This window comes from Neorhizobium petrolearium, from assembly GCF_029854435.1.
GTDB classification, from domain to species: domain Bacteria; phylum Pseudomonadota; class Alphaproteobacteria; order Rhizobiales; family Rhizobiaceae; genus Neorhizobium; species Neorhizobium petrolearium.
The window spans coordinates 1563908-1587925 of the sequence record NZ_CP123000.1; the positions used below are offsets into that span (position 1 = coordinate 1563908).

20 protein-coding genes, 2 tRNA genes and 1 pseudogene are annotated in these 24018 nt (G+C 61.4%); 17 read left to right on the plus strand and 6 right to left on the minus strand.

What is annotated here, in order from left to right; genetic code table 11:
• Nucleotides 1-2 precede the first annotated feature (2 nt).
• Together QEO92_RS08035 and QEO92_RS08040 are read right to left on the minus strand one after the other, a co-directional pair.
• A protein-coding gene (locus tag QEO92_RS08035; protein ID WP_407721030.1) for an IS630 family transposase occupies nt 3-949 on the minus strand; the annotation gives its coding sequence in 2 pieces (ribosomal slippage) (nt 3-608 and nt 611-949; 945 coding nt in all).
• Between the two features lie 416 nt (nt 950-1365).
• Nucleotides 1366-1440: transfer RNA gene (locus QEO92_RS08040), tRNA-Asn, on the minus strand.
• A gap of 158 nt (nt 1441-1598) precedes the next feature.
• Between QEO92_RS08040 and QEO92_RS08045 the strand changes: the two are divergent.
• A pseudogene (locus QEO92_RS08045) lies at nt 1599-1880 on the plus strand (hypothetical protein); the annotation flags it as partial.
• 30 nt (nt 1881-1910) lie between these two features.
• On the opposite strand, the gene QEO92_RS08050 reads toward QEO92_RS08045, so the two are convergent.
• The gene (locus QEO92_RS08050) at nt 1911-2558 is read right to left on the minus strand and encodes an exopolysaccharide biosynthesis protein (protein ID WP_037151436.1); all 648 of its coding nucleotides are present in this window, start codon (nt 2556-2558) and stop codon (nt 1911-1913) included.
• 402 nt (nt 2559-2960) lie between these two features.
• On the opposite strand from QEO92_RS08050, the gene QEO92_RS08055 reads away from it, so the two are divergent.
• Entirely contained in the window at nt 2961-3245 is a 285-nt protein-coding gene (locus QEO92_RS08055) for a hypothetical protein (RefSeq protein WP_227702658.1), read from the plus strand.
• Nucleotides 3246-3257: 12 nt separating this feature from the next.
• Here the strand turns inward: QEO92_RS08055 and QEO92_RS08060 are convergent, their stop codons facing one another.
• The gene (locus tag QEO92_RS08060) at nt 3258-3515 is read right to left on the minus strand and encodes a DUF982 domain-containing protein (protein WP_227702659.1); all 258 of its coding nucleotides are present in this window, start codon (nt 3513-3515) and stop codon (nt 3258-3260) included.
• 242 nt (nt 3516-3757) lie between these two features.
• Between QEO92_RS08060 and QEO92_RS08065 the strand changes: the two genes are divergently transcribed.
• From QEO92_RS08065 to exoR, 9 genes are all read left to right on the plus strand, one after another.
• Nucleotides 3758-3831 (plus strand) — tRNA-Cys (locus QEO92_RS08065).
• 173 nt (nt 3832-4004) lie between these two features.
• Nucleotides 4005-4202 (plus strand): hypothetical protein, encoded by a 198-nt coding sequence (locus QEO92_RS08070; RefSeq protein ID WP_227702660.1) that lies wholly within the window; start codon nt 4005-4007, stop codon nt 4200-4202.
• A gap of 181 nt (nt 4203-4383) precedes the next feature.
• Entirely contained in the window at nt 4384-5034 is a 651-nt protein-coding gene (locus tag QEO92_RS08075) for a protein-L-isoaspartate O-methyltransferase family protein (protein WP_227705118.1), read from the plus strand.
• Between the two features lie 253 nt (nt 5035-5287).
• Nucleotides 5288-6157 carry a PopZ family protein gene (locus QEO92_RS08080; protein WP_227702661.1) on the plus strand — a complete coding sequence of 290 codons (870 nt, stop codon included), beginning with the start codon at nt 5288-5290 and terminating at the stop codon, nt 6155-6157.
• Nucleotides 6158-6278: 121 nt separating this feature from the next.
• A complete protein-coding gene (locus QEO92_RS08085) occupies nt 6279-9110 on the plus strand; it encodes a valine--tRNA ligase (protein ID WP_037151419.1) in 2832 nt (943 codons plus the stop codon).
• 324 nt (nt 9111-9434) lie between these two features.
• Nucleotides 9435-9566, plus strand: coding sequence for a hypothetical protein (locus QEO92_RS08090; RefSeq protein WP_265105677.1), 132 nt, complete (start codon nt 9435-9437; stop codon nt 9564-9566).
• A gap of 206 nt (nt 9567-9772) precedes the next feature.
• Nucleotides 9773-11032 carry a group II intron reverse transcriptase/maturase gene (gene ltrA, locus QEO92_RS08095; protein ID WP_227702662.1) on the plus strand — a complete coding sequence of 420 codons (1260 nt, stop codon included), beginning with the start codon at nt 9773-9775 and terminating at the stop codon, nt 11030-11032.
• 369 nt (nt 11033-11401) lie between these two features.
• Entirely contained in the window at nt 11402-12631 is a 1230-nt protein-coding gene (locus QEO92_RS08100; RefSeq protein ID WP_037151416.1) for an OmpP1/FadL family transporter, read from the plus strand.
• 475 nt (nt 12632-13106) lie between these two features.
• Entirely contained in the window at nt 13107-13877 is a 771-nt protein-coding gene (gene exoR, locus QEO92_RS08105) for an exopolysaccharide production regulator ExoR (RefSeq protein WP_407721033.1), read from the plus strand.
• Nucleotides 13878-13916: 39 nt separating this feature from the next.
• Here exoR and xth read toward each other — a convergent pair whose 3' ends face one another.
• Nucleotides 13917-14705: an exodeoxyribonuclease III gene (xth, locus tag QEO92_RS08110; RefSeq protein WP_037151411.1), complete on the minus strand. Its 789-nt coding sequence runs from the start codon at nt 14703-14705 to the stop codon at nt 13917-13919.
• 71 nt (nt 14706-14776) lie between these two features.
• A complete protein-coding gene (gene erpA / locus QEO92_RS08115; RefSeq protein WP_227702663.1) occupies nt 14777-15106 on the minus strand; it encodes an iron-sulfur cluster insertion protein ErpA in 330 nt (109 codons plus the stop codon).
• Nucleotides 15107-15238: 132 nt separating this feature from the next.
• Between erpA and QEO92_RS08120 the strand changes: the two genes are divergently transcribed.
• From QEO92_RS08120 to scpB, 6 genes are all read left to right on the plus strand, one after another.
• On the plus strand, nt 15239-16456 hold the full coding sequence (locus QEO92_RS08120; protein WP_227702664.1) for a deoxyguanosinetriphosphate triphosphohydrolase: 1218 nt from the start codon (nt 15239-15241) through the stop codon (nt 16454-16456).
• A gap of 63 nt (nt 16457-16519) precedes the next feature.
• Nucleotides 16520-18277: an arginine--tRNA ligase gene (argS, locus tag QEO92_RS08125; protein WP_037151403.1), complete on the plus strand. Its 1758-nt coding sequence runs from the start codon at nt 16520-16522 to the stop codon at nt 18275-18277.
• A 66-nt stretch (nt 18278-18343) separates the two neighbouring features.
• Nucleotides 18344-21340 carry an SPOR domain-containing protein gene (locus QEO92_RS08130; protein ID WP_227702665.1) on the plus strand — a complete coding sequence of 999 codons (2997 nt, stop codon included), beginning with the start codon at nt 18344-18346 and terminating at the stop codon, nt 21338-21340.
• Nucleotides 21341-21419: 79 nt separating this feature from the next.
• On the plus strand, nt 21420-22436 hold the full coding sequence (gene nagZ, locus QEO92_RS08135; RefSeq protein ID WP_227702666.1) for a beta-N-acetylhexosaminidase: 1017 nt from the start codon (nt 21420-21422) through the stop codon (nt 22434-22436).
• Nucleotides 22437-22454: 18 nt separating this feature from the next.
• A complete protein-coding gene (locus tag QEO92_RS08140) occupies nt 22455-23300 on the plus strand; it encodes a segregation and condensation protein A (protein ID WP_152601130.1) in 846 nt (281 codons plus the stop codon).
• The gene (scpB, locus tag QEO92_RS08145) at nt 23297-24013 is read left to right on the plus strand and encodes an SMC-Scp complex subunit ScpB (RefSeq protein WP_037151396.1); all 717 of its coding nucleotides are present in this window, start codon (nt 23297-23299) and stop codon (nt 24011-24013) included. Before QEO92_RS08140 ends, scpB begins: the two co-directional genes overlap by 4 nt.
• Nucleotides 24014-24018: the final 5 nt, after the last annotated feature.

The following is a 24018-nucleotide window of genomic DNA, read 5'->3' on the forward strand; positions in this document are numbered from 1 at the left end:
TTTTAGATCCGTTCATATCCGGCCTCGTTGAAATAGTTCTGGCATTCTTTTGGAGAAACGGTTTGGAGGATGGTTGCGAGCGCGTCATGGATGGCGTTGCGGCTTCTGGCCTGCGCCTCGCGTAGCCGGTGTTTGATCTTGGCGAAGAGCTTTTCGATCGGATTGAGATCGGGGGAGTATTGCGGCAGGAAGAACAGCCGCGCGCCGGCCTTGCGGATGGCGGTGCGGATCGCCGCGGCCTTGTGCGAGCCGAGATTGTCCATCACGACGATGTCGCCGGGCGTGAGCTCCGGCACCAGCACCTTTTCGACATAGACGAGGAAGCTCGTCGCGTTGATCGGCCGGTCGATGACCCAGGGCGCGCTGACGCGATCAACGCGCAGGGCGGCAATGAACGTCATGGTGTTCCAGTGGCCGAAGGGAGCCTGGCCGAACAGCCGTTCGCCGCGCGGCGCCCAGCCTCGCAGCGGCGCCATGTTCGTCTTCGTCCAGGTCTCGTCGATGAAGACGAGGCGGGCCGGATCGATGCGATGGCGATGCTTCAGCCAGCGGCTGCGTCGGGCGGCGACATCGGGCCGGTCGCGCTCGCTGGCGACCAACGTCTTTTTTTATAACTCAGCCCTTCCTCATGCACGCAGATCCAGACGGAGCGGTAGTCGACCTTCAGGCCCCGCTCCGCCAATTCCGCGACCAGCCCGCGCAAGGTGAATGCCTGCGCGCGGCAGCGCTCGATTAGCCAGGCCCGATGCTCACCGGCGATCGCTCGCGGCTTGTGCCCGCCCATCTGGCCGGCGGCGGCGCTGCCCGTCTCACGGAAGCGCCGTACCCAATCGATCGCCGTGCTGATGCCGATGCCGAAGCGCTTCGCCGCCGCCCGACAGGACACCCCATCGCGCGTCACTGCACCAACAACACGGTCCCTAAGGTCATCCGAAAAGGGTCTCGCCATCCTGGCCGGCCTCCTGCACCGGCCTGAATAGTGAATCTGATTTGCTCACAAAAGGGAATCCCCATGCCGATTCCGCCTAAATTCATCCCGCTCTAAGGGACGAATCGCGGAATTGAAGCGAATACGGGACTCGGCGCGCGCCGATGCCGATCGGGCCGAGGATCGAGGCGAAGGGAAGACGAACCAGATCACACCGGAGCTTCTGGAGGCATTCGCGGGCGAGGCGACAGGTCAGGGCGAAGGACGGAGGTTTCCGACGGCATCACATCCAGACGCTCGTCCAGCGTGTGGAGGTCGGAGCCGACGAAATCAGGATCAAAGGCTCGAAACCCACGCTCCTCCAGACGCTCATCGCGTCTGGAGGAAACCGTAGAGTGGAAACGGCGACGCACGGCGTTCGCAGCTTCAATCCGAAATGGCTCCCCGGGCCGGATTCGAACCGGCGACCTGTCGATTAACAGTCGAATGCTCTACCGCTGAGCTACCAGGGATCAACCGCTCGGTGGCGGCGTGTGCGGGGGGTAATACAAATGCTTTGTCGTTTTGCCAAGCGCTTTTTGTAAAAAAATCGAACTTGCTTGTTTTATCCCCATTCAGGCCCCATCTGCTCGGGAAAGACGGCCTTTCGGAAAAAGGAAACTAGTCTCCGGTGGCGCAGAAGCGGAAATCGACGAGATTCGGAGTGGACCCGCACACCCGAAGAGTGGGGTTCGGCAGCTGGCAGATCCCCCTGCCGCGCTCGCGGGCCGGCCGTATCGGCGTCGGCCTCTCCCTGCTGGTGGGCGGCACGCTGGGCTTCCTGCCGATTCTCGGCTTCTGGATGCTGCCGCTCGGCTTCGTGATCCTTTCGCACGACCTGCCGGCCGTTCGGCGTCAACGACGCCGAACGGCGCTCTGGTGGGCGAGGCGCCGCCGCGCGAAGCGGAGCGGAAATGAAAATGACGCTACGGCGGCTCCTGGATCAGCCGAACAGCGAGGCGATCCCCTGGCCGGCGCTGAAGGCGGCATAGGCGAGCACGGCGAAATAGATCACCGTGATGACGTTGAAGAGGTAGCCGCCCAGCACGATCATTCCGTCACGCTGGATCATGCCCGTCGACAATAACAGGATGGCGATTCCCGGCAGCGTGTTGGAGAACGGCACGAGGCCAAGCGGAAACATCAGGAGTACCCCGCCGACTGCGATCGCGAGGCCGTTCAGCCGGTTGATCATTGCACCGGTCGTCAGCGCCGATAGGCGCGGTTTCAGGAAACGGTCGAGGCGGGTGACGATGTTGACGCCCTTTTCCAGTGCCGGCACCAGTTTCTGCGTGTCGAGCTGACGGTCAAGAATCTTCCCCGGCAGCCAGGGCAGACGGTTCGCCGTGATCGCCAGGCTGATCAGGATGATGGCGGCTCCGAAGACGGTGCTGACCCCTGGGATGGAAACCGGGATGAGGAAGGGCAGGGAGGCGACGGCGCAGATGAGCAGCAGCCCCTGTTCTCCGACCGCATCCATGAGCTCGCGCAGCGTGATCGACTGGCCCTTGATGCCTTTGATGAGCCGGCGCAGCGTGTCGCTCAGCGAGGTGGAGGTATCCTGGAATTCGATGCTTTCGTCCAAGCTCATGCTCCGCACAATCTCCCCCGCGCCGGATGCATAGCAGCATTCGGTCCGGGAGCAAAGACCGCAAACCGACGCGCGCGTGCTTCAAGCCATCGCGCGGCGCTCATTCGGTCCTTGGCGCACGTGCCCTATTTCGACTGCATCCAATGATCATAGGCGCCGCAGGCGAGCACCATTACCAGGATTACAAGCACGATCGGGTTGAGAGCCGTGATGAATTCCAGATATTCCATGGCGGTCTCCTCCCACCGCTAGATTGCCGCCCCGGTGTCTCCTCACACCGGACAACGGCAACACCTTTAGCATGGTTCCCGCAGCTTTTCCACTTTGACGAACGCTCGGAGGCTCTGGCATTCCCACTGCGAATCACTAGGATGTTTTCCGGGATTGAAGACGAGGCCGTATATGGCGTTCAGAGTGATAGAGGGCGGGCTTTCGGCCCGCTCGTCGGCGTTTGCCGGTACGACAGATGACGCGCCGCCGACGCAGGAAGACGTGTTGCGGGAAGCGGAGCGGCGGATCGGGGCGATCGGTTACGACAGATGGCGCAACCGTGAGGCGGTCACCGGTATCCCGGCCCCGCGCGAAATCAAGTATCTCGCCATGCAGATCGGCTATGTGGCGGAAGCCATCGGCAGGCTCACCGACATTCCGGCCGACTTTCATTCCGATGTCTATTGGCCGGCCTGAACGCCTCTGCGATCAGCTCAACATTCTCGCTTCGATACTGGCAAGCACGAAGGTTTCCCGCACTTTTTCCAGGGGAAGCCTGCGCTGCAGGCCGGCGGCGCATTCCTTCAATGCCCTGAGATAGTAGGTGCCTTCGCGCACCGGCCAACGCCACTTGAGGTATTGCAGAGCCTCTCGCGGGCCGCGAACCACTTCAGGAAAACCATATCCGACACGTACTCTGACAGGGGAACTCCACAGGACTTCATCTGTTGCCGTCACGTCATTCATTGTCCCACACCTTGCATTTGCGGAGATGCAAACTTGCTCGACCGGATTTGGTTCCCTCATTCTGGCGGATTCTTCCCCAACCGTGGCTTTGTCGGTTCGGCGTTTGCAGGCGTCAGCGGGGCCTGCCCGGCATTCTGGCTTTCTCTTCCTAGGAAAAATATGGCAATCGAGGCGAACCCGCTTGCGCCATCATTCGATTCGTTCTAAACGCCCGACACCACTCGCTCTTTAAGCGTTCGGATGGCCTCGTGGCGGAGTGGTTACGCAGAGGACTGCAAATCCTTGCACCCCGGTTCGATTCCGGGCGAGGCCTCCAAAACTTCGCTGCTCCGCAAACGTCTCCTCAAATCCGATTTTCCCTTTCAATCAGGCATTTACCATGCGGTTTTGTGTGCGCCGCAATATGGTTAATTTTTAACTTTCTTCTCTTAGGCTCGGGAACAGAAAGGCCTGTTTGCTGCTTTATGGGCAGAACGGAGGGAAAGCGACATGATCACCAGGATTATCACCGTCCATCGTCAGCCCGCCAACGAGTGTGAAGGCACCGGCACTTTCGCCGATGGCATTTTCCCGCTGACCTCCGCTGAACAGTCTGCTTTCGACAAGGATCATGGCCTGCGCACGTCCTACCGCCGGGATTATACGATCGTTCGCAGGTTGGAAGAGGCGCCGCCGGCCTTCGCCTGATCCTCACCCGTCCGCGGCCTGCGGCGCTTTGGCGATCCCCTCCAGTTTTTTGCTCTGAACCCGGGCGATGTCTTGAAAGCACGCCTCGCCGTCAGTAAGACGGACTTGCGTGAGCCCGGCGCATGGCCGGGTGATTTGGGCCGGGGTGATTCGGGCCGGGTGATTTGGGACGACTGAGATGATGGATTTCGAAGCAGCACGGGCAAAGATGGTCGAGAATCAGATCCGCACCACCGATGTCACGTCGCACTCGGTCCTGCGGGCCTTCTATACAGTACCGCGCGAGGCTTTCGTGCCGGCCGAGGCCAAGTCGCTCGCCTATGTCGATACGGACATCGAGGTGGCGCCGGGGCGCTACCTGATGGAGGCTTCGCCGCTGGCCAAGCTCCTTCAGCTCGCCACGATCATCAAGGATGACGTCGTGCTCGAAGTCGGAACCGGTACGGGCTATGCGACGGCCATTCTGTCCCAGCTTGCCGATTCCGTCGTGTCGGTCGAGTCAGACGAGGCGCTGGCAGCTCAGGCAACCCAGACGCTCTCTTCGCTTGGCTGCGACAATGTCGCGATCGTGGCGGGCGAGCTGGAAAAGGGATATGCCAGCGAAGCGCCCTTCGACCTGATCTTCATCAACGGCGCAGTCGAGGAAGTGCCGACCGCCTTGCTGGACCAGGTTCGCGATGGCGGCCGCCTCATCGCCGTCGTGGGCTATGGAAATGCTGCCCAGGCGAAGATGTTCGTGCGGGAGCAGGGCGTGATTTCCGAAAGCGCCTATTTCAACGCCTCGGTAAAACCTCTTCCGGGCTTCCGCAAAATGAGAGAATTCGTTTTCTGATCGCGTCTGCAGTCTGAAGGCGGGGACGAGAAGGGGCCTCTGCGGGGCCTCTTTCCCGTTTGGAGAGGCATTGCCTTTCGCGTCTCCGGCAAGTGTGTGACATCCGGGATTCACATCGCCAATAAAACTGTGTATCGGTAGGACGCCTGGGGCAGTTGTCGTTGTTTCCAGCCCCCCCGACACCTTACAGTGTCTGCGATTCAGGGTTTCCTGCTTGGAGCCGAATCGAGTGCCGGTAACAGCGGGGATGAAAATGGCTCAGCCAAATGTAGCGCGTGAACCCTCCATGGAAGAAATCCTGGCGTCCATTCGTCGGATCATTGAAAGCAATGAGCCGAACGCCGAAAACGTGCTCTCCCGCCCGCTGTCTTCGGCCTATGACGAAGAGGAAATGGAGGATTCGGAAGAGACGGGCTTTGTTCCGGATAGAGTCGCCAATGATCCCGGTATCCCCTCGCGCAACGAGCCGCTGAATTCGGTGCAAAGACCATCGGGCGAGCCGGCCCAGCCGGAGCGGACGCTGTCGCTTGCCGATGTCGCGGCAAGGGTACGTGCCGCCTCCGCGCGCCAGCAGGAGACGGGCAGCGTTCGCCTTTCCACGGCCCCGGTTGCTCCCGAACCGGTTGCGCCCGCACCTGCTCCAGCCTACCGTGAAGAGGAGGAGGCGCGGCCTCGGATGACGCGCATGTCTGACTTCCGTGAGCCGGGGCCGGCGGCGGCCCCCGCTGCTCCGGTCCCGCAGGCCGTATCCGTCACAGAAGCGCCGGAAGCCGTTCACCGGGCGCCATCCCCGGTTCTCGAAACGCCCGAGCAGAGCCCGGAGGCGGAGATGCCCCTTCGGCCGGCGCCGCAATTCATGTCCGAACCCGCTCCTGAGAGCCTGCCGGCCAGGATTGAGGAAGCCGCCAATCTCCTGTCAGCCGAAGCGGGCGCGCAGGTCGCGAGATCCTTCAGCGAACTGGCTGCGGTGTTCAATGGGCTTGAGCATCGCTCGCTGGAAGAGATGGCGCAGGACATGCTGCGCCCGATGCTGCAGGAATGGCTGGACGACAATCTTCCGACGCTGGTCGAGCGCCTGGTGCGCGAGGAGATCGAACGTGTGGCCCGCGGCCCGCGCCGCTGATTGCATAGCCGAGACCGATTGAAACGGCCGCTCCGGCGACGGGGCGGCTTTTTTATTGACTTGGATCAGCCCATCCTATTTACACCGCGATATCTTCCCAAGAACAGAACCGGGTCAGGAAATGCTCGAAAAGACCTATGATTCCGCAACCGTAGAACCGAAGATCGCCAAAGCCTGGGACGAGGCGGATGCCTTCCGCGCCGGCGCCAATGCCAAGCCCGGAGCGGAAAACTTCACGATCGTGATCCCGCCGCCGAACGTGACCGGTTCTCTGCACATGGGCCATGCGCTCAACAACACGCTGCAGGACATCATGATCCGCTTCGAGCGCATGCGCGGCAAGGACGTGCTGTGGCAGCCGGGCATGGATCACGCGGGCATCGCAACCCAGATGGTCGTTGAACGCCAATTGAGGGAGCGCCAGCTCCCGGGCCGCCGCGAAATGGGCCGTGAGGCCTTCATCGAGAAGGTCTGGGAATGGAAAGAGGAATCCGGCGGCCTGATCTTCAACCAGTTGCGGCGTCTTGGGGCTTCCTGCGACTGGTCGCGCGAGCGCTTCACCATGGACGAGGGGCTTTCCCAGGCCGTCCTCGAAGTCTTCGTCACGCTCTACAAGCAGGGCCTGATCTACAAGGACAAGCGCCTCGTCAACTGGGACCCGAAACTTTTGACCGCCATCTCCGACATGGAAGTGGAACAGCATGAGGTCAGCGGCAATCTCTGGTATCTCCGTTATCCACTGGAGCCCGGCGTCACCTACCAGTATCCGATTGCGTTCGACGAAGAGGGCAAGCCGACCGAATTCGAGACGCGTGATTATCTGGTCGTCGCCACGACTCGCCCCGAAACCATGCTGGGCGATACCGGCGTTGCGGTAAACCCGGAGGACGAGCGTTACAAATCGATCGTCGGCAAGCATGTCATTCTGCCGATCGTCGGCCGGAAAATTCCGATCGTAGCGGATGACTATGCCGATCCGACCGCCGGAACCGGCGCCGTCAAGATCACGCCGGCGCATGACTTCAACGACTTCGAGGTCGGCAAGCGCGCAGGGCTGCGCGCCATCAACGTCATGAATGTTGATGCGACCATCACCGTCAAGGACAACGAGGATTTCCTGGAAGGCCTGGATCATCCCGCAGCGCTTCACGGTGCCTGGGATCGGCTGGAAGGGCAGGATCGTTTCACGGCCCGCAAGATCATTGTCGAGATATTCGAGGAAGCCGGACTGCTCGACAGGATCGAGCCGCATAAGCACACGGTGCCGCATGGGGACCGTGGCGGTGTGCCGATCGAGCCGCGGCTGACCGAACAGTGGTTCGTCGACAACAAGACGCTCGCCCAGCCGGCGATCGCCTCGGTTCGCGAGGGACGCACCAAATTCGTTCCGAAAAATTGGGAGAATACCTACTTCCAATGGATGGAAAACATACAGCCGTGGTGCATTTCCCGCCAGCTCTGGTGGGGCCACCAGATACCCGCCTGGTACGGTCCGGACGGCCAGGTTTTCGTCGAAAGGACGGAGGAAGAAGCGCTTCAGGCCGCCATCCAGCACTATCTTGCACATGAAGGGCCGATGAAGGCCTATGTCGAGGACCTCCTGGAGAACTTCAAGCCCGGCGAGATCCTGACCCGCGACGAGGACGTGCTCGACACCTGGTTCTCGTCTGCGCTCTGGCCGTTCTCGACACTCGGCTGGCCGGACAAGACGAAGGAGCTCGAAAAATATTACCCGACCAGCGTTCTGGTCACGGGTTTCGACATCATCCCCTTCTGGGTCGTCCGCATGATGCAGATGGGACTGCACTTCATGAAGGACGAGGAGGGCAACGGGATCGAGCCGTTCCATACCGTTTACGTCCATGCTCTGGTGCGCGACAAGAACGGTCAGAAGATGTCGAAGTCGAAGGGCAACGTTATCGACCCCTTGGAACTGATCGACGAATACGGCGCCGATGCGCTGCGCTTCACGCTGGCCATCATGGCGGCGCAGGGCCGTGATGTGAAGCTCGATCCGGCCCGCATCGCCGGTTACCGCAACTTCGGCACCAAGCTTTGGAACGCCACACGGTTTGCGGAGATGAACGGCGTCAAGCGCGATCCGGCGTTCATTCCGGAGACTGCGACGCTCACCATCAACCGCTGGATCCTGACGGAACTTTCCGCGGCGATCCGCGATGTGACCGAGGCAATCGAGACGCAGCGTTTCAACGAGGCGGCGGGCGCGCTCTATCGCTTCGTCTGGAACCAGGTCTGCGACTGGTATCTCGAATTCCTGAAGCCGGTCTTTGCAGGTGACGACGAGAAGGCGAAGGCGGAGTCCCAAGCTTGCGCGGCCTATGTCCTGGAGGAGACCTACAAGCTCCTCCACCCCTTCATGCCTTTTATGACCGAAGAGCTCTGGGCCCATACGGCGCCGCGCGACAGCCTGCTCTGCCACGCCGACTGGCCGGCCCCGGAATTCTTCGACCGGGCGGCCGCAGAGGAGATCAACTGGCTGGTCGATCTCGTCTCGGGCCTGCGTTCGGCCCGCGCCGAGATGAACGTGCCGCCTTCGGCCGTGGCACCGCTGATCGTGGTTGGAGCAAATGAGACCAGCCAGTCGCGCCTGATACGCCACGAGGCGGCGATCCGGCGTCTCGCACGTGTCGAAACCATCGAACTTGCGGACATTGCGCCCAAGGGAGCGGCCCAGATCGTGGTGGGTGAGGCGACCGCCTGCCTGCCGCTTGGCAATCTGATCGATCTTGCGGCGGAGAAGGTGCGCGTCGAGAAGGCGGTTGCCAAGACAGAGAGCGAACTGGACCGCATCGGCAAGAAGCTGGCGAACGAGAAATTCGTCACCAACGCCGATCCGGAAGTGGTGGCGGCCGAACGCGAACGCTTTGCCGAACTGCAGGTTCAGATGGCCAATCTCAAGACGGCTTTAAAGAGAATCACCGAAGCCGGCTGATCCTCTCCACGGCGTCGGAACGAATGCCGCGTCCAGCCATGGGCGCGGCTTTTTGTTTGGTGCGCCAGGCATGGCGCGTGGTGCGAGAGCACCGTTTGGCCGGGCTGGTATCCTGCCGATGACTTTGAGGTGCAAGTCCTCTGCAGGCCCTGGTGATGGGAACTGTTAGCTGAACAGCAAGGGCGTTGCCGCGAGGTGGGGTCTGAAGGAAGCTGCAAGCAAAATGCCGGCCTGACGAACAGGAAGCGCATATGAGGCGTCCGCATCCGGGCGAGGGAGCCAACAGACCCGAAGCCCGATATCACCCGGAGGATGCGGGCGTAGATGCGACAGGTATATGGCATGAAGGTCACGCGTCTTACCCTGGGAGACCTGTCGATCTGCCCCTGGAAACAGGTGGGCTACCGGCGTCGAGAGGCGTCGGGATGGGGCGGCAGGGGACAGCAGAAGCCGTAGTAGCCGGACCAAGCGGCGAAGGGCTGAACATGGAGTGCGGGACGGAGATCGGTCTTTCGATGGTGAGAACAGGTGCAGAAGTTGGGGCTGAGATGCCCTGTGCCCAAGCTGAGAGTAGCGGCCGGAAGCCGCGAGGGCAGGCATTGGGTGCATCCGACACCACGGCAGGACTGTTAGCCTCTCGACCGGAGGCGAATGAGCGACTGATGGAGACGATCCTCAGCCGCGAGAACATGATGGCGGCTTACCGTCGGGTGGTGGCGAACAAGGGTGCGCCGGGCATCGATAAGATGTCTGTCGAACAACTGAAGCCATACCTTGCGGAGCATTGGCCGCGTATCAGGGAAGACTTGCTGGCGGACTGTTACAGGCCGGCGCCGGTGCGCGGGGTGGAAATCCCCAAGCCCGGCGGCAAAGGAATGCGTCAACTAGGCATTCCGACCTGCCTCGATAGGCTGCTCCAGCAGGCGATGCATCAGGTGCTGATGCCGATCTTCGACCCGGACTTCTCGGCCTCCTCCTACGGCTTCCGGCCGGGGCGGAGCGCTCACGACGCGGTGCTCGCCGCCCGGTCACATGTGGCCGGTGGTCGCCGTTTTGTGGTCGATCTTGATCTGGAGAAGTTCTTCGACCGAGTAAACCACGATGCTCTGATGGCACGCGTGGCACGCAAGGTCACCGACAAGCGGGTGCTGCGACTGGTCCGCCGCTACCTGCAGGCTGGGTTGATGACGGGTGGGATCGAAACGGTACGCAGCGAAGGGACCCCGCAAGGCGGTCCGCTTTCGCCGCTGATGTCGAACATTCTGCTCGATGACCTCGACAAGGAACTGGAGCGACGCGGCCATGCCTTCTGCCGCTACGCCGACGACTGTAACGTCTATGTGCAGTCGCAGCGTGCCGGCGAGCGGGTTATGGCCTCGCTCACCCGCTTCCTTGCCGAACGGCTGAAGCTCACGGTCAACGGTGCCAAAAGCGCCGTGGACCGACCGTGGAAGCGCACGTTCCTTGGCTACACCATGACCTTCCACAGGGCGCCGCGTCTACGGATCGCGGCGTCCAGCGTGGCGCGGTTCAGGGGGAAGCTGAAGGCTGCCTTTCGTGCCGGGCGCGGTCGCGCCCTCGGCGCCACCGTCAAAGACCTCACCCCGATCCTGCGCGGCTGGATGGCCTATTTCCGGCTGACCGAAGGCAAGGGGATCCTGGAGGAGCTTGATGGTTGGTTGCGGCGCAGGTTGCGCTGTATCCTATGGCGGCAATGGAAACGGCCACGTACTCGGTGCATGCGGTTGGTGCAGCGCGGCCTGACGGAGCAACGGGCACGTGACTCGACCAGTAATGGTCACGGTCCTTGGTGGAATGCCGGGGCCAGCCACATGAACGATGCCTTCCGTAAGGCCCTCTTCGACCAACTCGGGCTGATTTCTTTACAACGGGAACTGCACCGCCTAAACCACGCTTCATGAACCGCCGTGTACGGAACCGTACGCACGGTGGTGTGGGAGGAGGGATGCCGTAAGGCCCCTCCTACCCGATTAACGCCCGGTCGCCCATTCCGTGCGTTCCTTTGTGCAACTGCACACAGGGGAAAAGCAAGGGTGTTGCAGAATTGACACGGATCAATTTGTTCACGTGAGAAAATTCTACCGACCTGCGTGTTGGATACGGGAAAGTAGTAATTTTGTGCGGGAATTACCCCCAAGCATCCGGTTCCACAGGTGTTTACGTAAATTTGGCAGGCTTTTGCGCTGCGACGGTTCCGATCACCGAAAGTTGCCTTTTGGAAGTCGCCATCTACAGTGATTCCCGTCACTTACCAGGGAGTGGGAACAATTATGATAAGTAGACACATAACGAGGGGACTTCTGGCTCTTGGGGCGGGGTGGGTCCTTCAGTCGTCGGCTTTGGCGGGAGGCCTTGAGCGCGGCGGCTATAATATCGATCTGCTTTTTGATCCGTCGCGCTTTGCGGCTGAATCCACAGCCACTTTCGTCATGCCGCAGCGCAAGGCGAAGAATGTGACTGATACCAATCCTCTGAACGGGAACCTCAATACGATCCCGGGATATTCCACGTCTGCGGATGACAGCGAGAGCTATTTCTCTCCTCGTGTCGGCGTGAAAGCCGCAATAGGTGATGCCGCGGACTGCATGTTCGATTACTCTCAGCCCTATGGTGCTCATACCAATCCGGGTGCCCATTGGGCCGGTGCGAGTGATAACGTCGAAACGAAGGTCAACAGCGACAATTACGCAGTGACCTGCTCCTACAAATTCGACATGGGGCCCGGACAATTCCGCGTCATCGGTGGTGTTAACTATCTGAAAATGGATGGCTTCAAGGAACGTCTGCTGGTTCCGCCGGAAGCGATAGGTTTCGCAGCAACAGGCATCGGCCGGCTGGAGCTCGAAGGCGACGGCTGGGGTTGGCGTGCCGGCGTGGCCTACGAGATCCCGGAATATGCACTTCGCGCGAGCCTGATGTACTACAGCGAAGTCAAACTCAACGAAGTTACCGGCACGGTTGATCTGACACAGGTGCCGGCTTTTGTTCATCCTCTCGGCGGGCTGATCATTCCGGTTGAGGGATCGACGTCGATGCCGGAAGCGATCGAGCTGAAGCTCCAGTCGGGCATTGCGCCGGACTGGCTTGCCTTTGGCTCCGTCAAATGGACGGATTGGAGCCAGTTGCAGCGCATTCCGTTCTACAACAGCGGCGTCGAGATCACCTCTCTTGATCTGGGCTATCGTGACGGTTGGACGGTCACCGGCGGTATTGGTCACAAGTTCAATGATCAGTGGAGTGGTGCCGTCAGCGTCACCTGGGATCGCGGCACATCTCAGGAATACGGTACGCAGACCGACACTTGGCTCTTTGGTGCCGGCGTTTCCTATTCTCCGAACCAGAATGTGGAGATCCGTCTTGGAGGCGTGATCGGCATCCTGACGGGCGGGGATTCCGGTCCGACCACGATCGGCGGCGTTGATGTAGGCGACGAGGCCACCTACGAGTTCGACGACGACCTGGTGGCGGCACTGTCGACTTCGCTCAAGGTGAAATTCTGAGTTTCGACATCGATTGTTACAGGAGCCCGGATGCGAACCCGGGCTCTTTTTTGGCGACTTTCATTGTGACGATTTGGCAACACTTTTGAGGGACTATTATCAGGCGCCTTGAGAGGGAGGTTTCTGTCCATTTCCCGCCACAAACGGGGCGCAGCGGTAGAAGGGTAACAGTCGCTGACCGCGGGGGCGGGGCGCGCAATGGAGCATCATGGGCGGGTTTATGAGTGAAAAGCCGGGCTTTTTGCGCTCTGGCAGGCGGATCTTGGCGCCGTTCTGTCTTCTCGCGGAAGTCGCGGTATCGGGTCCAAGTCTTGCCGGAAACGGCACCTACAGTTTCATTCGCCTCTCGGGAGGAGCAGGCACGGGATATCCCCGGGCGACCTCTTTTCTGGCGGCGAGCAAAGCTCGGGCTGCGGCTGTAAGCTGCGCACGAAGTGAAAGAAACTGAAACATGTCGAAGTCTGGCATCGGATCCATGAGAGTATTGCTTCTTGGAGTGTCGCTCGCCTCGGTTATGGCGGGGGCGGCTGCGGCTTTCGATATCAAGTCGGGGATCACCAAGGAATCGGGGCCTTTCGATCTCTTCAAATTCGGCTTCAAGGCTTACAAGAACGGGCAGAAGGAAGACGCGGTCGAAGCTTATCGTTATGCTGCCGAGAAAGGCCATACGGGCTCGCGCTGGGCGCTGGCCAACATGTATGCCTATGGCGACGGCGTCGCGAAAGACGATTTCGAGGCGTTCAAGATCTACAACGAGATCGCTGCCCAGGGCATCGAGCCCGGTTCGGAAGATACCGGCTTCTTCATCAACGCGCTTCTGTCGCTCGCCAATTATTATCGCCGCGGCATCCCGGGCAGCCCGGTCAAGGCCGACATGTCGCAGGCGCGCCAGCTCTATTTCCAGGTTGCTTCGACCTTTGGTGTGGCGGAAGCGCAGTTCCAGCTTGCGAAGATGATGCTCGCGGGCGAAGGCGGAGGCGCCAACATCCAGCAGGCGAAGAAATGGCTCAATCAGGCGCGTCGGAATGGGCACGCCGGCGCCATGGCCGTATTCGGCAACGTCCTGTTCCAGGAAGGCCAGACGGTGCGCGGGCTTGCCTTCATGACGGCGGCACTCGACAAATGCACCGTGAAGGATTGTTCCTGGATGCAGCAGTTGCAGGAGCAGGCCTTCTCGGTCGCCGACGAAAAGGATCGCCGGGGCGCGATCGCGCTGTCCCAGGAGTTCGCCAGGGGCGTTGAATAGGCGCGCCGAATAGAGGCTTGGACCGGCGGCGCCCGCGGCTCAGTTGAAATCGAACAACCCGACCACGGGCACGTGATCGGACGGCTTTTCCCAGGCGCGCACGTGCTTTTCGATCGCGGTTGCTTTCAGGCGATCGGCTGCTTCCGGTGCAAGGAGCAGATGATCGATGCGGATGCCGTTGTTCTTCTGCCAGGCGCCGGCCTGATAATCCCAGAAGGAATAGAGCTTGGTCGCGTCCGTCGTCGCGCGGACCGCGTCGACGAGACCGAGATTTTCAAGGCGCCTGAAGGCGGCGCGCGTCTCGGGCAGGAAGAGCGCATCCGTCGCCCAGACGGCCGGATCGAAGCAGTCATGCGGCTCGGGGATGACATTGTAGTCGCCCGCAAGGATGAGCGGTTCCTCAAGGAGGAGGCAGTTCCGCGCATGTTGCCGCAGCCGCTCCATCCAGGATAGCTTGTAGGGATATTTTACCGGATCTTCGGGCGGATTGCCGTTCGGCAGATAGATGGAAGCGACGCGTATGGCGCCCCGTGGTACGGAAAAGACACCCTCGATATAGCGCGACTGCTCGTCGCCGTCGTCGCCTGGAAGCCCGCGCAGGATTTCATCCGGACGGATCTTGGAAAGCAGGGCCACGCCGTTGAAGCCCTTCTGGCCGTGGGTTTCGACGTGATAGCCGAGCGCTTCGATCTCCAGCCGCGGGAAGCCCTCGTCGACGGATTTGATTTCCTGCAGGCAGACGATCTCAGGCTGGGAATCGGTGAGCCACTGGCGCAGGTTGTCGATGCGTGCCTTGACGCCGTTGATGTTCCAGGTGGCGATCTTCATGGGGCCGTCCCTCCGTTTTCCGCTTCCTCTTTTAGCGAAAGAGGAAGCGTTGGGAAGGGAGAAGATGGATGTCAGACGGAGAAGCTGGTGCCGCAGCCGCAGCTTGCGACTGCATTCGGATTCTTGATCTGGAAGGACTGGCCGAGCAGGTTGTCGACGAAATCGATCTCTGAGCCCGCCATATAGACGAGCGAGAGGCTGTCGATCAGCACCTTGGCATTACCGTTTGCGACCACGACATCGTCGTCCTGCGGCGCGTCGGCGAGGTCGAACTTGTAGGAAAAACCGGAACAGCCGCCGCCTTCGACGGAAACGCGAAGGGCTTGCTTGCCGTTTTCCGCACTGACGATTTCGGCAATCCGCTTTGCCGCTGCATCCGAGAGAGTTACATTTGCATCCATATCCGTCTCCTGCCGGGTTCAAGGCCCGGGGAATAACTGTCACCGGCATTGCGCACGGCTCTACTATAGGTATGAAGACGTGAACGGCGCGTCAATGGGCGGCAGGGCGTTGGTGAAGAAACAGGTGAAGGCATGATGATCGATACCGGGACGCTGGGGTTTGGCAGCGGCGAGCGTGCGGTTTACGCCGCCAACCCCTGGGCGTCGCGGGGCCGCATGTTCCCCGAGGAAGAGAGCCTGACGCGCTCGGAATTCCAGCGTGATCGCGACCGTATCGTTCACACGGCGGCCTTCCGGAGGCTGAAGCACAAGACGCAGGTCTTCATCAGCCCGGATGGTGACCATTATCGCACCCGGCTTACCCATACGATTGAGGTGGCGCAGATCGCCCGTGCCCTGGCGCGCGCGCTGAAGCTCGACGAGGACCTCGCCGAGGGGGTGGCGCTCGTGCATGATTTCGGTCACACGCCCTTTGGTCACACGGGCGAGGACGCGCTGGACGAGATGCTGAAGCCTTATGGCGGCTTTGACCACAATGCCCAGTCGCTCAGGGTCGTCACCAAGCTCGAGCGCCGTTACGCGGAGTTCGACGGGCTGAACCTCACCTGGGAAAGCCTCGAAGGGCTCGTCAAGCACAACGGCCCGCTCCTGACGAAGGATCGCAAGGGGATACACGGACCGGTGCCGCAGCCGATCCGGGACTATTGCGAACTGCACGACCTGGAACTCGCAAGCTATGCAAGCCTCGAAGCGCAGGTCGCGGCGATTGCCGACGACATCGCCTACAATACCCATGATATCGACGACGGGCTGCGTTCCGGCCTCCTGACTTTCGAGATGCTGGAGGAGGTCCCGTTCCTGGCCGGCCTGATGGCGGAGGTGAGGGGGCGTTATCCGCATCTCGAGCCCAGCCGTTTTGCCTATGAGGTCACGCGCCGGCAGATCACTCACATGGTGGAGGATGTGATCGGCGTGGCGCAGGACAATCTCAAGAAGCTGAAACCGCAAAGCGCCGACGATATCCGCGCCGCAAACCACGTGATCGCCACCTTTTCCGAAGAAATGGCGGAGACCGACCGCCGCATCAAGAAGCTTCTCTTTTCGCACATCTACCGCCATCCGGACATCATGCGCATCCGTGCCGGCGCCACGCAGATCGTCCAGGACCTTTTCAAGGCCTACATGGACGATCCGACATTGATGCGCAGCCACTACTGGGTCGATCATATCGCGGGGCTCGGCCAAGCAGCAAGGGCGCGTCATGTCGGGGATTATCTGGCCGGCATGACCGATACCTATGCCATAAAGGCGCATGCCGCGCTGTTTGACCACACACCCGATTTGCGCTAGGCACCCGGCCAACAACAACGGCTTTCCAAGGGCCCGCGCGGGTTTTCCACGCGGATGAGTGATATGAATCTGTTCGCCGACTTCGAGACTAGAATTAAGAACGCTTTGGAAGCTCTTGATATCATCAAGGAAAAGCGAAGCGAAGTCGATTTTGGACGTATCGCCATCGAGCCGCCGCGTGACCCGAGTCACGGCGACGTCGCCACCAATGCGGCCATGGTGCTGGCAAAGCCGCTCGGCACCAATCCACGCGCGCTTGCCGATATCATCGCCGCGGCGCTACGCAATGATTCCGATGTCAGCGAAGTTTCCGTCGCCGGCCCCGGATTCATCAATATCCGCCTCGCGACCGGCTATTGGCAGCGGCTGCTTTCTTCGGTGATTGTGGACGGGCTGGGCTACGGCCGCTCGACGCTCGGGCAAGGCAGGAAGGCGAATGTTGAATACGTTTCCGCCAACCCGACCGGCCCGATGCATGTCGGTCATTGCCGCGGGGCGGTGGTGGGTGATGCGCTTGCGAACCTCATGGCGTTCGCCGGCTACGACGTGACCAAGGAATACTACATCAACGATGCCGGCGGGCAGATCGACGTGCTCGCCCGGTCCGTCTTCCTGCGCTATCGCGAGGCGCTGGGTGAAAACATCGGCGCGATCCCGGAAGGCCTCTATCCGGGCGACTATCTCGTGCCGGTCGGCCAGGAATTGGCCGCCGAATACGGCCCGCGTTTGCACAACATGCCGGAAGAAGACTGGATGGCGATCGTCAAGGACAAGGCGATTGACGCCATGATGGCGCTGATCCGCGACGACCTCGATGCCCTCAACGTTCATCACGACGTCTTCTTCTCCGAGCGCACCCTGCATGCCAATGGTGCCCAGCGCATCCGTCAGGCGATCAATGACCTGACCTTCAAGGGACATGTCTACAAGGGCACACTGCCGCCTCCGAAGGGTCAGTTGCCCGAAGATTGGGAAGACCGCGAACAGACCCTGTTCCGTTCGACCGAAGTAGGCGACGACATGGATCGCCCACTGATCAAGTCCGACGGCAGCTATACCTATTTCGCCGCCGACGTTGCATACTTCAAGGACAAGTACGACCGCGGCTACGACGAGATGATCTACATCCTCGGCGCCGATCACGGTGGCTATGTTAAGCGGTTGGAAGCCGTCGCGCGTGCCGTCTCGGGCGGCAAGGCAAAGCTGACTGTCCTGCTTTGCCAGCTCGTCAAGCTGTTCCGCAATGGCGAAGCCGTGAAGATGGGCAAGCGCTTGGGCAACTTCGTCACCCTGCGTGACGTGGTCGATGAAGTTGGCCGCGACGCCGTGCGCTTCATGATGCTCTATCGCAAGAATTCCGAGCCTCTCGACTTCGATTTCGCCAAGGTGACGGAACAGTCGAAGGACAATCCGGTCTTCTACGTGCAGTATGCGCATGCCCGCTGTGCTTCAGTTTTCCGTCAGGCGAAGGAAGCATTTCCGGATCTTGACATTGATTCGCTGGACCTGTCGTCCTCGACCGGACTGATCACTGATCCCAATGAGTTGCAGCTGATTGCCAAGCTTGCTGAATATCCCCGGATTGTTGAGGCGGCGGCGCTCGCACAAGAGCCGCATCGCCTTGCTTTTTACCTCTATGATCTGGCAAGTTTCTTCCACGCTCATTGGAACAAGGGCAAAGAACAACCGGAATTACGTTTTGTTAACGATAAAAACCGAGAATTGAGCGTTGCCAGGCTTGGGCTGGTGCATGCTGTCGCCTCCGTTTTGAAGTCAGGACTTGCAATTACGGGCACAGCAGCACCGGAAGAAATGCGGTAAGAAACGCCACCATTTCCCCACATTGCACTGGCATATGCGTAGCAATGTAGGTGAGTGGACGAGGTAATGGCAGATAACAACCTTGTGCGTAGCCGGAATGATTTCCCGGATTTCTTTGCCGATGACGACCCGCTGGCAGAACTCGCCCGCATCGTAGGTTACGAGGATCGGCCCGTCCCGAAACCGGAGGCGCCGGTTGCTGTGGCGCCCGCGCCGCAGGACGAAACGACGCTCAACCTCGAAGACGAGCTTCTTCGCGAGTTCGAGCGTTATGATGCGCCCCGTCTCGATCCTGTCCAGGATATCACGCTGGACGACGCGCCATATGCTTCGGTCGAACCTGCCCCCGCTGTTTCCATTTCCGGCCCGCCGGTGGAACTTGAGGAGCCGGACTTCGTCCCGGCAGAGCCGAGTGTTGCGGAACTGTCGCCGGATTTCCCGCCATCAAGGGACGACATGCGCGACCGTGACGATTTCGGTTTCGGCGACGAGGAGCCGCCGCTCGCGGTCGAAACGGTGGATGCCTCTCAGTCCGTCGGCAAGCCGGATCTGGATGCCAATTCCGTCGAGCCGATTCCCGATGTGTCCGACGAGACGGTTGCGGTGTCTGCCTCGTTCGCAGAACCGGCAGAGCAGCCCATCGAGGAATTCGATCTTGCTGCGGAGCTGGAAAGCTCGATCGGCGAGCCGGTTGTCGAAACTGAGCCGGAGGTGAAGCCGGAACCGAAAGCCAAGGGGTATACTCCGGGTTTCCGCATGCCGCTCGTCAATTTCAATGTCGCCCGCGCAACAGCACCTGCTCCCAGGCAAGAGCCGGCCGCGCCGGTGCCGGACGGGCATGTCTCCGATGCACAAGCTCCTGAGGGCTTTCCGGCTGCGGCACGAGAGCAAGCTCCCGTTGCCCAGGTTGCCGCAGGCTCCCCGGTTCCTGATCCGACGGCCGAGACCGAAGAGGTTCCTGCAACTTCTGTTCCTTCGGCCCCTCCAGCTCCCGTCGCCACGGCTGAATCAGCATCCGCGCCGGATCGGTTCTCTGAGCTTGATGAATTGATCTACGACGTCCAGCGGTATGAACTGCCGTCCGAGGCCAGACCGCTTGCGCCCCCTGTCGCCAACACGGATTCGGAGGCATCCGTTGTGGCGTCGCCGGTTGTCGAGCCGGCCGCACCGGCTGCTGAGGTTCTGGCGGCTAAGACGCCGCTCGTCGAAGAGAAGGATCCTTTCTCCGACGAGGAATTCGAGCTTGCCCTCGATGATCTCGAACTCGATCTCGCTGATCTCGTCGTGGCGGAAACCAACAGGCAACCAGAGGCTACGGCGGCACCCACTGCGAAAGCTGTCGACGCGGCACCTGCCAAACTCGAAGCTCCCGCCGAGCAGATTGCACCTGTTGCCGCGACGGCTGCCGCAACAGCGTCTGCCGAGGCTGTCGAAGAGGTCGAGCTGTTCGCCGACTTGCCGTTTGACCCTGCCCAGATTGCCGATTCCGAGGATCAGGTTGAGGCGATCGCCGAGCTTGACGTGCCCTCGCTGCCGGCTGAAGAGCCGGAGCAGCCGCCAGTCTATCGTCCGGACTACGACCTCGATATCGATGCCGAGCTGGCGACGCTTCTGATGACGCCGGACAAGGCAGATGCCGCGCAACACCGGAAGCCTGAAATCGACATAGCGGCTTCGGTGCAGGCGGGAGGAGAGCGCAGGGCTCAAGCCGATCGTCCGTCGAGCGGCGATCTCGATGATTTCGAGCGCGCGCTGGAAGAGGATTTCCGGCGCAGCCTTGCTACTCCGTTGCCACCGGCAGAGCATGAAGAGCTGCAATACGCTGAAACCGATTATCTTGCGACAGTGGAAAATGCGCGTCGCTCCGTCATGCAGAAATGGGCCGTTCCGCTGGTTGTTGCCGGTGTCGTCGTTCTTGGCGGCGTCGGTGCCTATGCCTGGCTCGGTAGCGGCATATCGGACGCCGTCTCGGGCGGTGAGCCGGTCGTCATCGCCGCCGACACCGATCCGGTGAAGGTCGCCCCGGAAAATCCGGGCGGCAAGACCGTTCCCAACCAGGACAAGGCTGTCTACGACCGGGTAGCGGGTGTCGCATCGCAGGAACCGAAGCAGGAGACGTTGATTTCTTCGAACGAAGAGCCGGTCGACGTCGTCCAGAAGACCCTGATGCCTGATACGTTGCCGCTTGAAGGGGAAAACGAGATCGAAGCGACGGAGATCGGCGAGACCGAAGACCCGCGCCTTCTGCCGCAGCAGCCCGAACAGGCGGCCGCACCTGCCGAGCAGCAGCCGGTGACGGTCATGCCGCGCAAGGTGAAGACGATGATCGTCCGTCCGGATGGCAAATTGGTGGAACAGGAAGTCGCGGCGCCGGCGCTCGCTGCGCCTGAAAAGATGCCGGCAGCCGGCACCAAGCCGGTGGATGTTGCCGCCGCTTCTCAGCCCGCGGCGGCCTCGATTCCCGCAGCTCCCGCTCAGGTCCCCGCTGCTTCTAGCGCCGGTGCGGCCGGCATCGTTCCTGTCTCCACGCAGGCTCGTGCAGCCGAGCCGGTCGAGGTCGCAAAGGTGGACCCGGTAGCGCCGGCCGGCACACCGGCTCCGGTCGAAGCAGCTCCGGTCGAGCCTGCTGCAGCGCCGGAAGTTCCGGTCGAGGCCTCGGATCCCGCACCGGTGATCCGGGCTCCGGTCCCGATCGCACGCCCGGCGGAACAGCCGGTCAATGTGGTCGCTGCCGTGACGGATCAGGGCAATGTCCGCGCGTCGAACCAGCAAGCCGCAGCACCGGCTTCCACGTCGGCCCAGGGTGCTTCGGTCGGCGCGGGCGGGTATCTGATCCAGATCGCCTCGCTGCCCTCAGAGGCCGAGGCCCAGAAGTCTTATCAGAACCTGTCGGCTAGATATGCCGGTGTGATCGGTGGCCGCGGCGTCGACATCAAGGCAGCCGAAATTGCCGGCAAGGGGACCTTCTACCGTGTCCGTATTCCGGCCGGCAGCAAGAGTGATGCCGTGGCGCTCTGCGAAAAATATCGCGCAGCGGGCGGGAACTGCCTGGTTGCCCGTTAGGAACCTGCCATTGAAAGAGATCGAACGGGGCGTCCAGCGCCCCGTTTTTCGTTTCAAGCCAATCATCTAAGATCGGACCATGAGCGAATCAAAAGCAATGATCCTGGGCTCGAGCGGCCCGACCCTCACTCCGGACGAAATCGCGCTTTACAGGGACGAGCGGCCTTGGGGCTTCATCCTCTTCGCTCGCAATTGCATCGAGCCGGCACAGATCACCGATCTCGTGGCGGCGATGCGCGACAGCGTCGGCCGGCCGGATGCGCCGGTGCTGATCGATCAGGAGGGCGGCCGCGTGCAGCGTATCCGCCCGCCGATGATCGAACGTTATCCGTCCGCCGCCGTACTCGGCGAACTCTACCGGCAGGATCGTGACAACGGCCTGCGCGCAGCCTGGCTGATGTCGCGCCTGCATGCCTTCGATCTCATGAAATTCGGGATCAATGTCGACTGCCTGCCGGTTCTCGATGTACCGGTCGAAGGGGCGAGCAACGTCATCGGCGACCGCGCCTACGGCTATGATCCCCAGGCGGTGGCCGAGATGGGCAAGGCGGCGGCCGAAGGGCTGAGGGCCGGCGGCATGCTGCCGGTCATGAAACATATGCCTGGCCACGGCCGCGGCATGGCGGATTCTCATCATGAGCTTCCGGTCGTCACCGCCTCGCGTGCCGAGCTTGAAGCGCACGATTTCCTGCCTTTCATTGCGATGAAGGACGAACTGATGGCGATGAGCGCCCATATCGTCTTCACGGCGATCGACCCGAGCGAACCGGCCACGATTTCCGGCAAGGTGATCGAGGAGATCATTCGCGGCCATATCGGCTTCGACGGCCTCCTGATGTCCGACGACACGTCGATGAACGCCTTGAAAGGCACGATCGGCGAGCGTGCCGCGAGGATAGTTGGGGGTGGCTGCGATATCGTCTTGCATTGCAACGGCGTCATGGAGGAAATGAAGGCGGTGGTAAAAGAGGCGATCCCGCTTGCCGGCGAGGCGCTGAGGCGCACAAAGGCGGTGGAGGCGGCCTTCGGACCGGGCGACGGCGCCGACGAGGACGTGATCCGGGCAGAGTTTCATGGATTGCTCGCCACCTCCTGAGGCGGAAGGGATAGGGGAATGGCTATGATTACATCGCAGAATGCCATTCCGATGGACAAGCTCTGGCAGGGCGTCGAAAGGGCGACGGACGAGCCGGCCCTGGTGATAGATGTCGGTGGTTTCGAAGGCCCGCTTGACCTGCTTTTGCATCTTGCCCGCAACCAGAAGGTCGATCTTTCCCGTATTTCCGTCCTGGCGCTGGCCGAACAATATCTGCAGTTCATCGAAAGCGTCCGGAGGGTACGCATCGAGCTTGCCGCCGATTATCTCGTCATGGCGGCCTGGCTTGCCTACCTCAAGTCCAAGCTTCTCATTCCGCAGCAGGCCAAGGGCGACGATGGCCCGAGCGGCGAGGAAATGGCGGCGACGCTCGCCTTTCGCCTGAAGCGCCTGGAGGCGATGCGGGAAGCCGCGACCCGCCTCATCAACCGCAACCGGCTTGGCCGCGATGTTTTCGCCCGCGGCGCGCCCGAACATATCCCGCAGCGCGTCCAGTCCGCCTACGACGCGTCGCTCTACGATCTGTTGTCGGCTTACGCGAACCTCCGGCAGCGCAACGCGGTCACGCAGGTCACGATCGAGAGGCGCAAGGTCTGGTCGTTGGTCGATGCCCGCGAACTGCTCACCCGCATGCTCGGGGAGGTCGCCGACTGGATGGCGCTGCAGCACTATCTCCTGCCTTACCTTCCGCCGGAGGACCGGGTGACTGCGACAGCCAGTGCCTTCGCCGCTTCGCTGGAACTGGTGCGTGAGGGCAAGCTCGAAATCCGCCAGGAGGGCGCTTTCCAACCGATCTATCTGCGCAAGGGGCAGGCGTCCGGCAGGCGGCCTATACCGCAGTCTGTCACGGGAGACGCCGATTGACGCCCGAAGAGGACGAAGATCTGCCGGTTGCGGTGGCGGAAGGGGCCGAGCCCGAATATCTTCCGTTGACGGATGTCGAGCGGATCGCGGAAGCACTGGTCTTCGCCTCCGCTGAGCCGGTTTCGGAGGCCTTTCTCGCCGAACGCTTGCCGCGCGGCACGGATATCGGGGGCGTGATGCGGCGGCTGGCGGACGCTTATGCGCCGCGCGGCGTCAATCTCATCAGGACGGGCGACCGCTGGGCCTTCCGCACGGCGGCCGATCTCTCCTTCGTCATCCGCAAGGACGAAAACGAGGCGAAGAAACTGTCGCGTGCAGCGCTCGAAGTGCTCGCCATCATCGCCTATCACCAGCCTGTGACACGCGCCGAGATCGAGGAAATCCGCGGCGTGCAGACCTCCAGGGGAACGCTCGACGTGCTGATGGAGGCGGGCTGGGTGCGTTTCCGTGGTCGTCGCCGTACTCCGGGCCGACCGGTGACGCTCGGTACGACGACGGACTTCCTCGATCATTTCGGCCTGGAAGAACTGCGCGACCTTCCCGGTCTCGAAGAATTGAAGGGTGCGGGTCTCCTGTCCGGCCGCATCCCGCCGGGCTTTGCGATTCCGATCCCGCAGGATGTTGAGGAGCTTGCGGAGGATGAGGACCCGATTACACAACTCGACCTTGAAGAACTCGGCCTCTTGACACCGGGCGGTGAAGCGGAGGAATAGCGTCA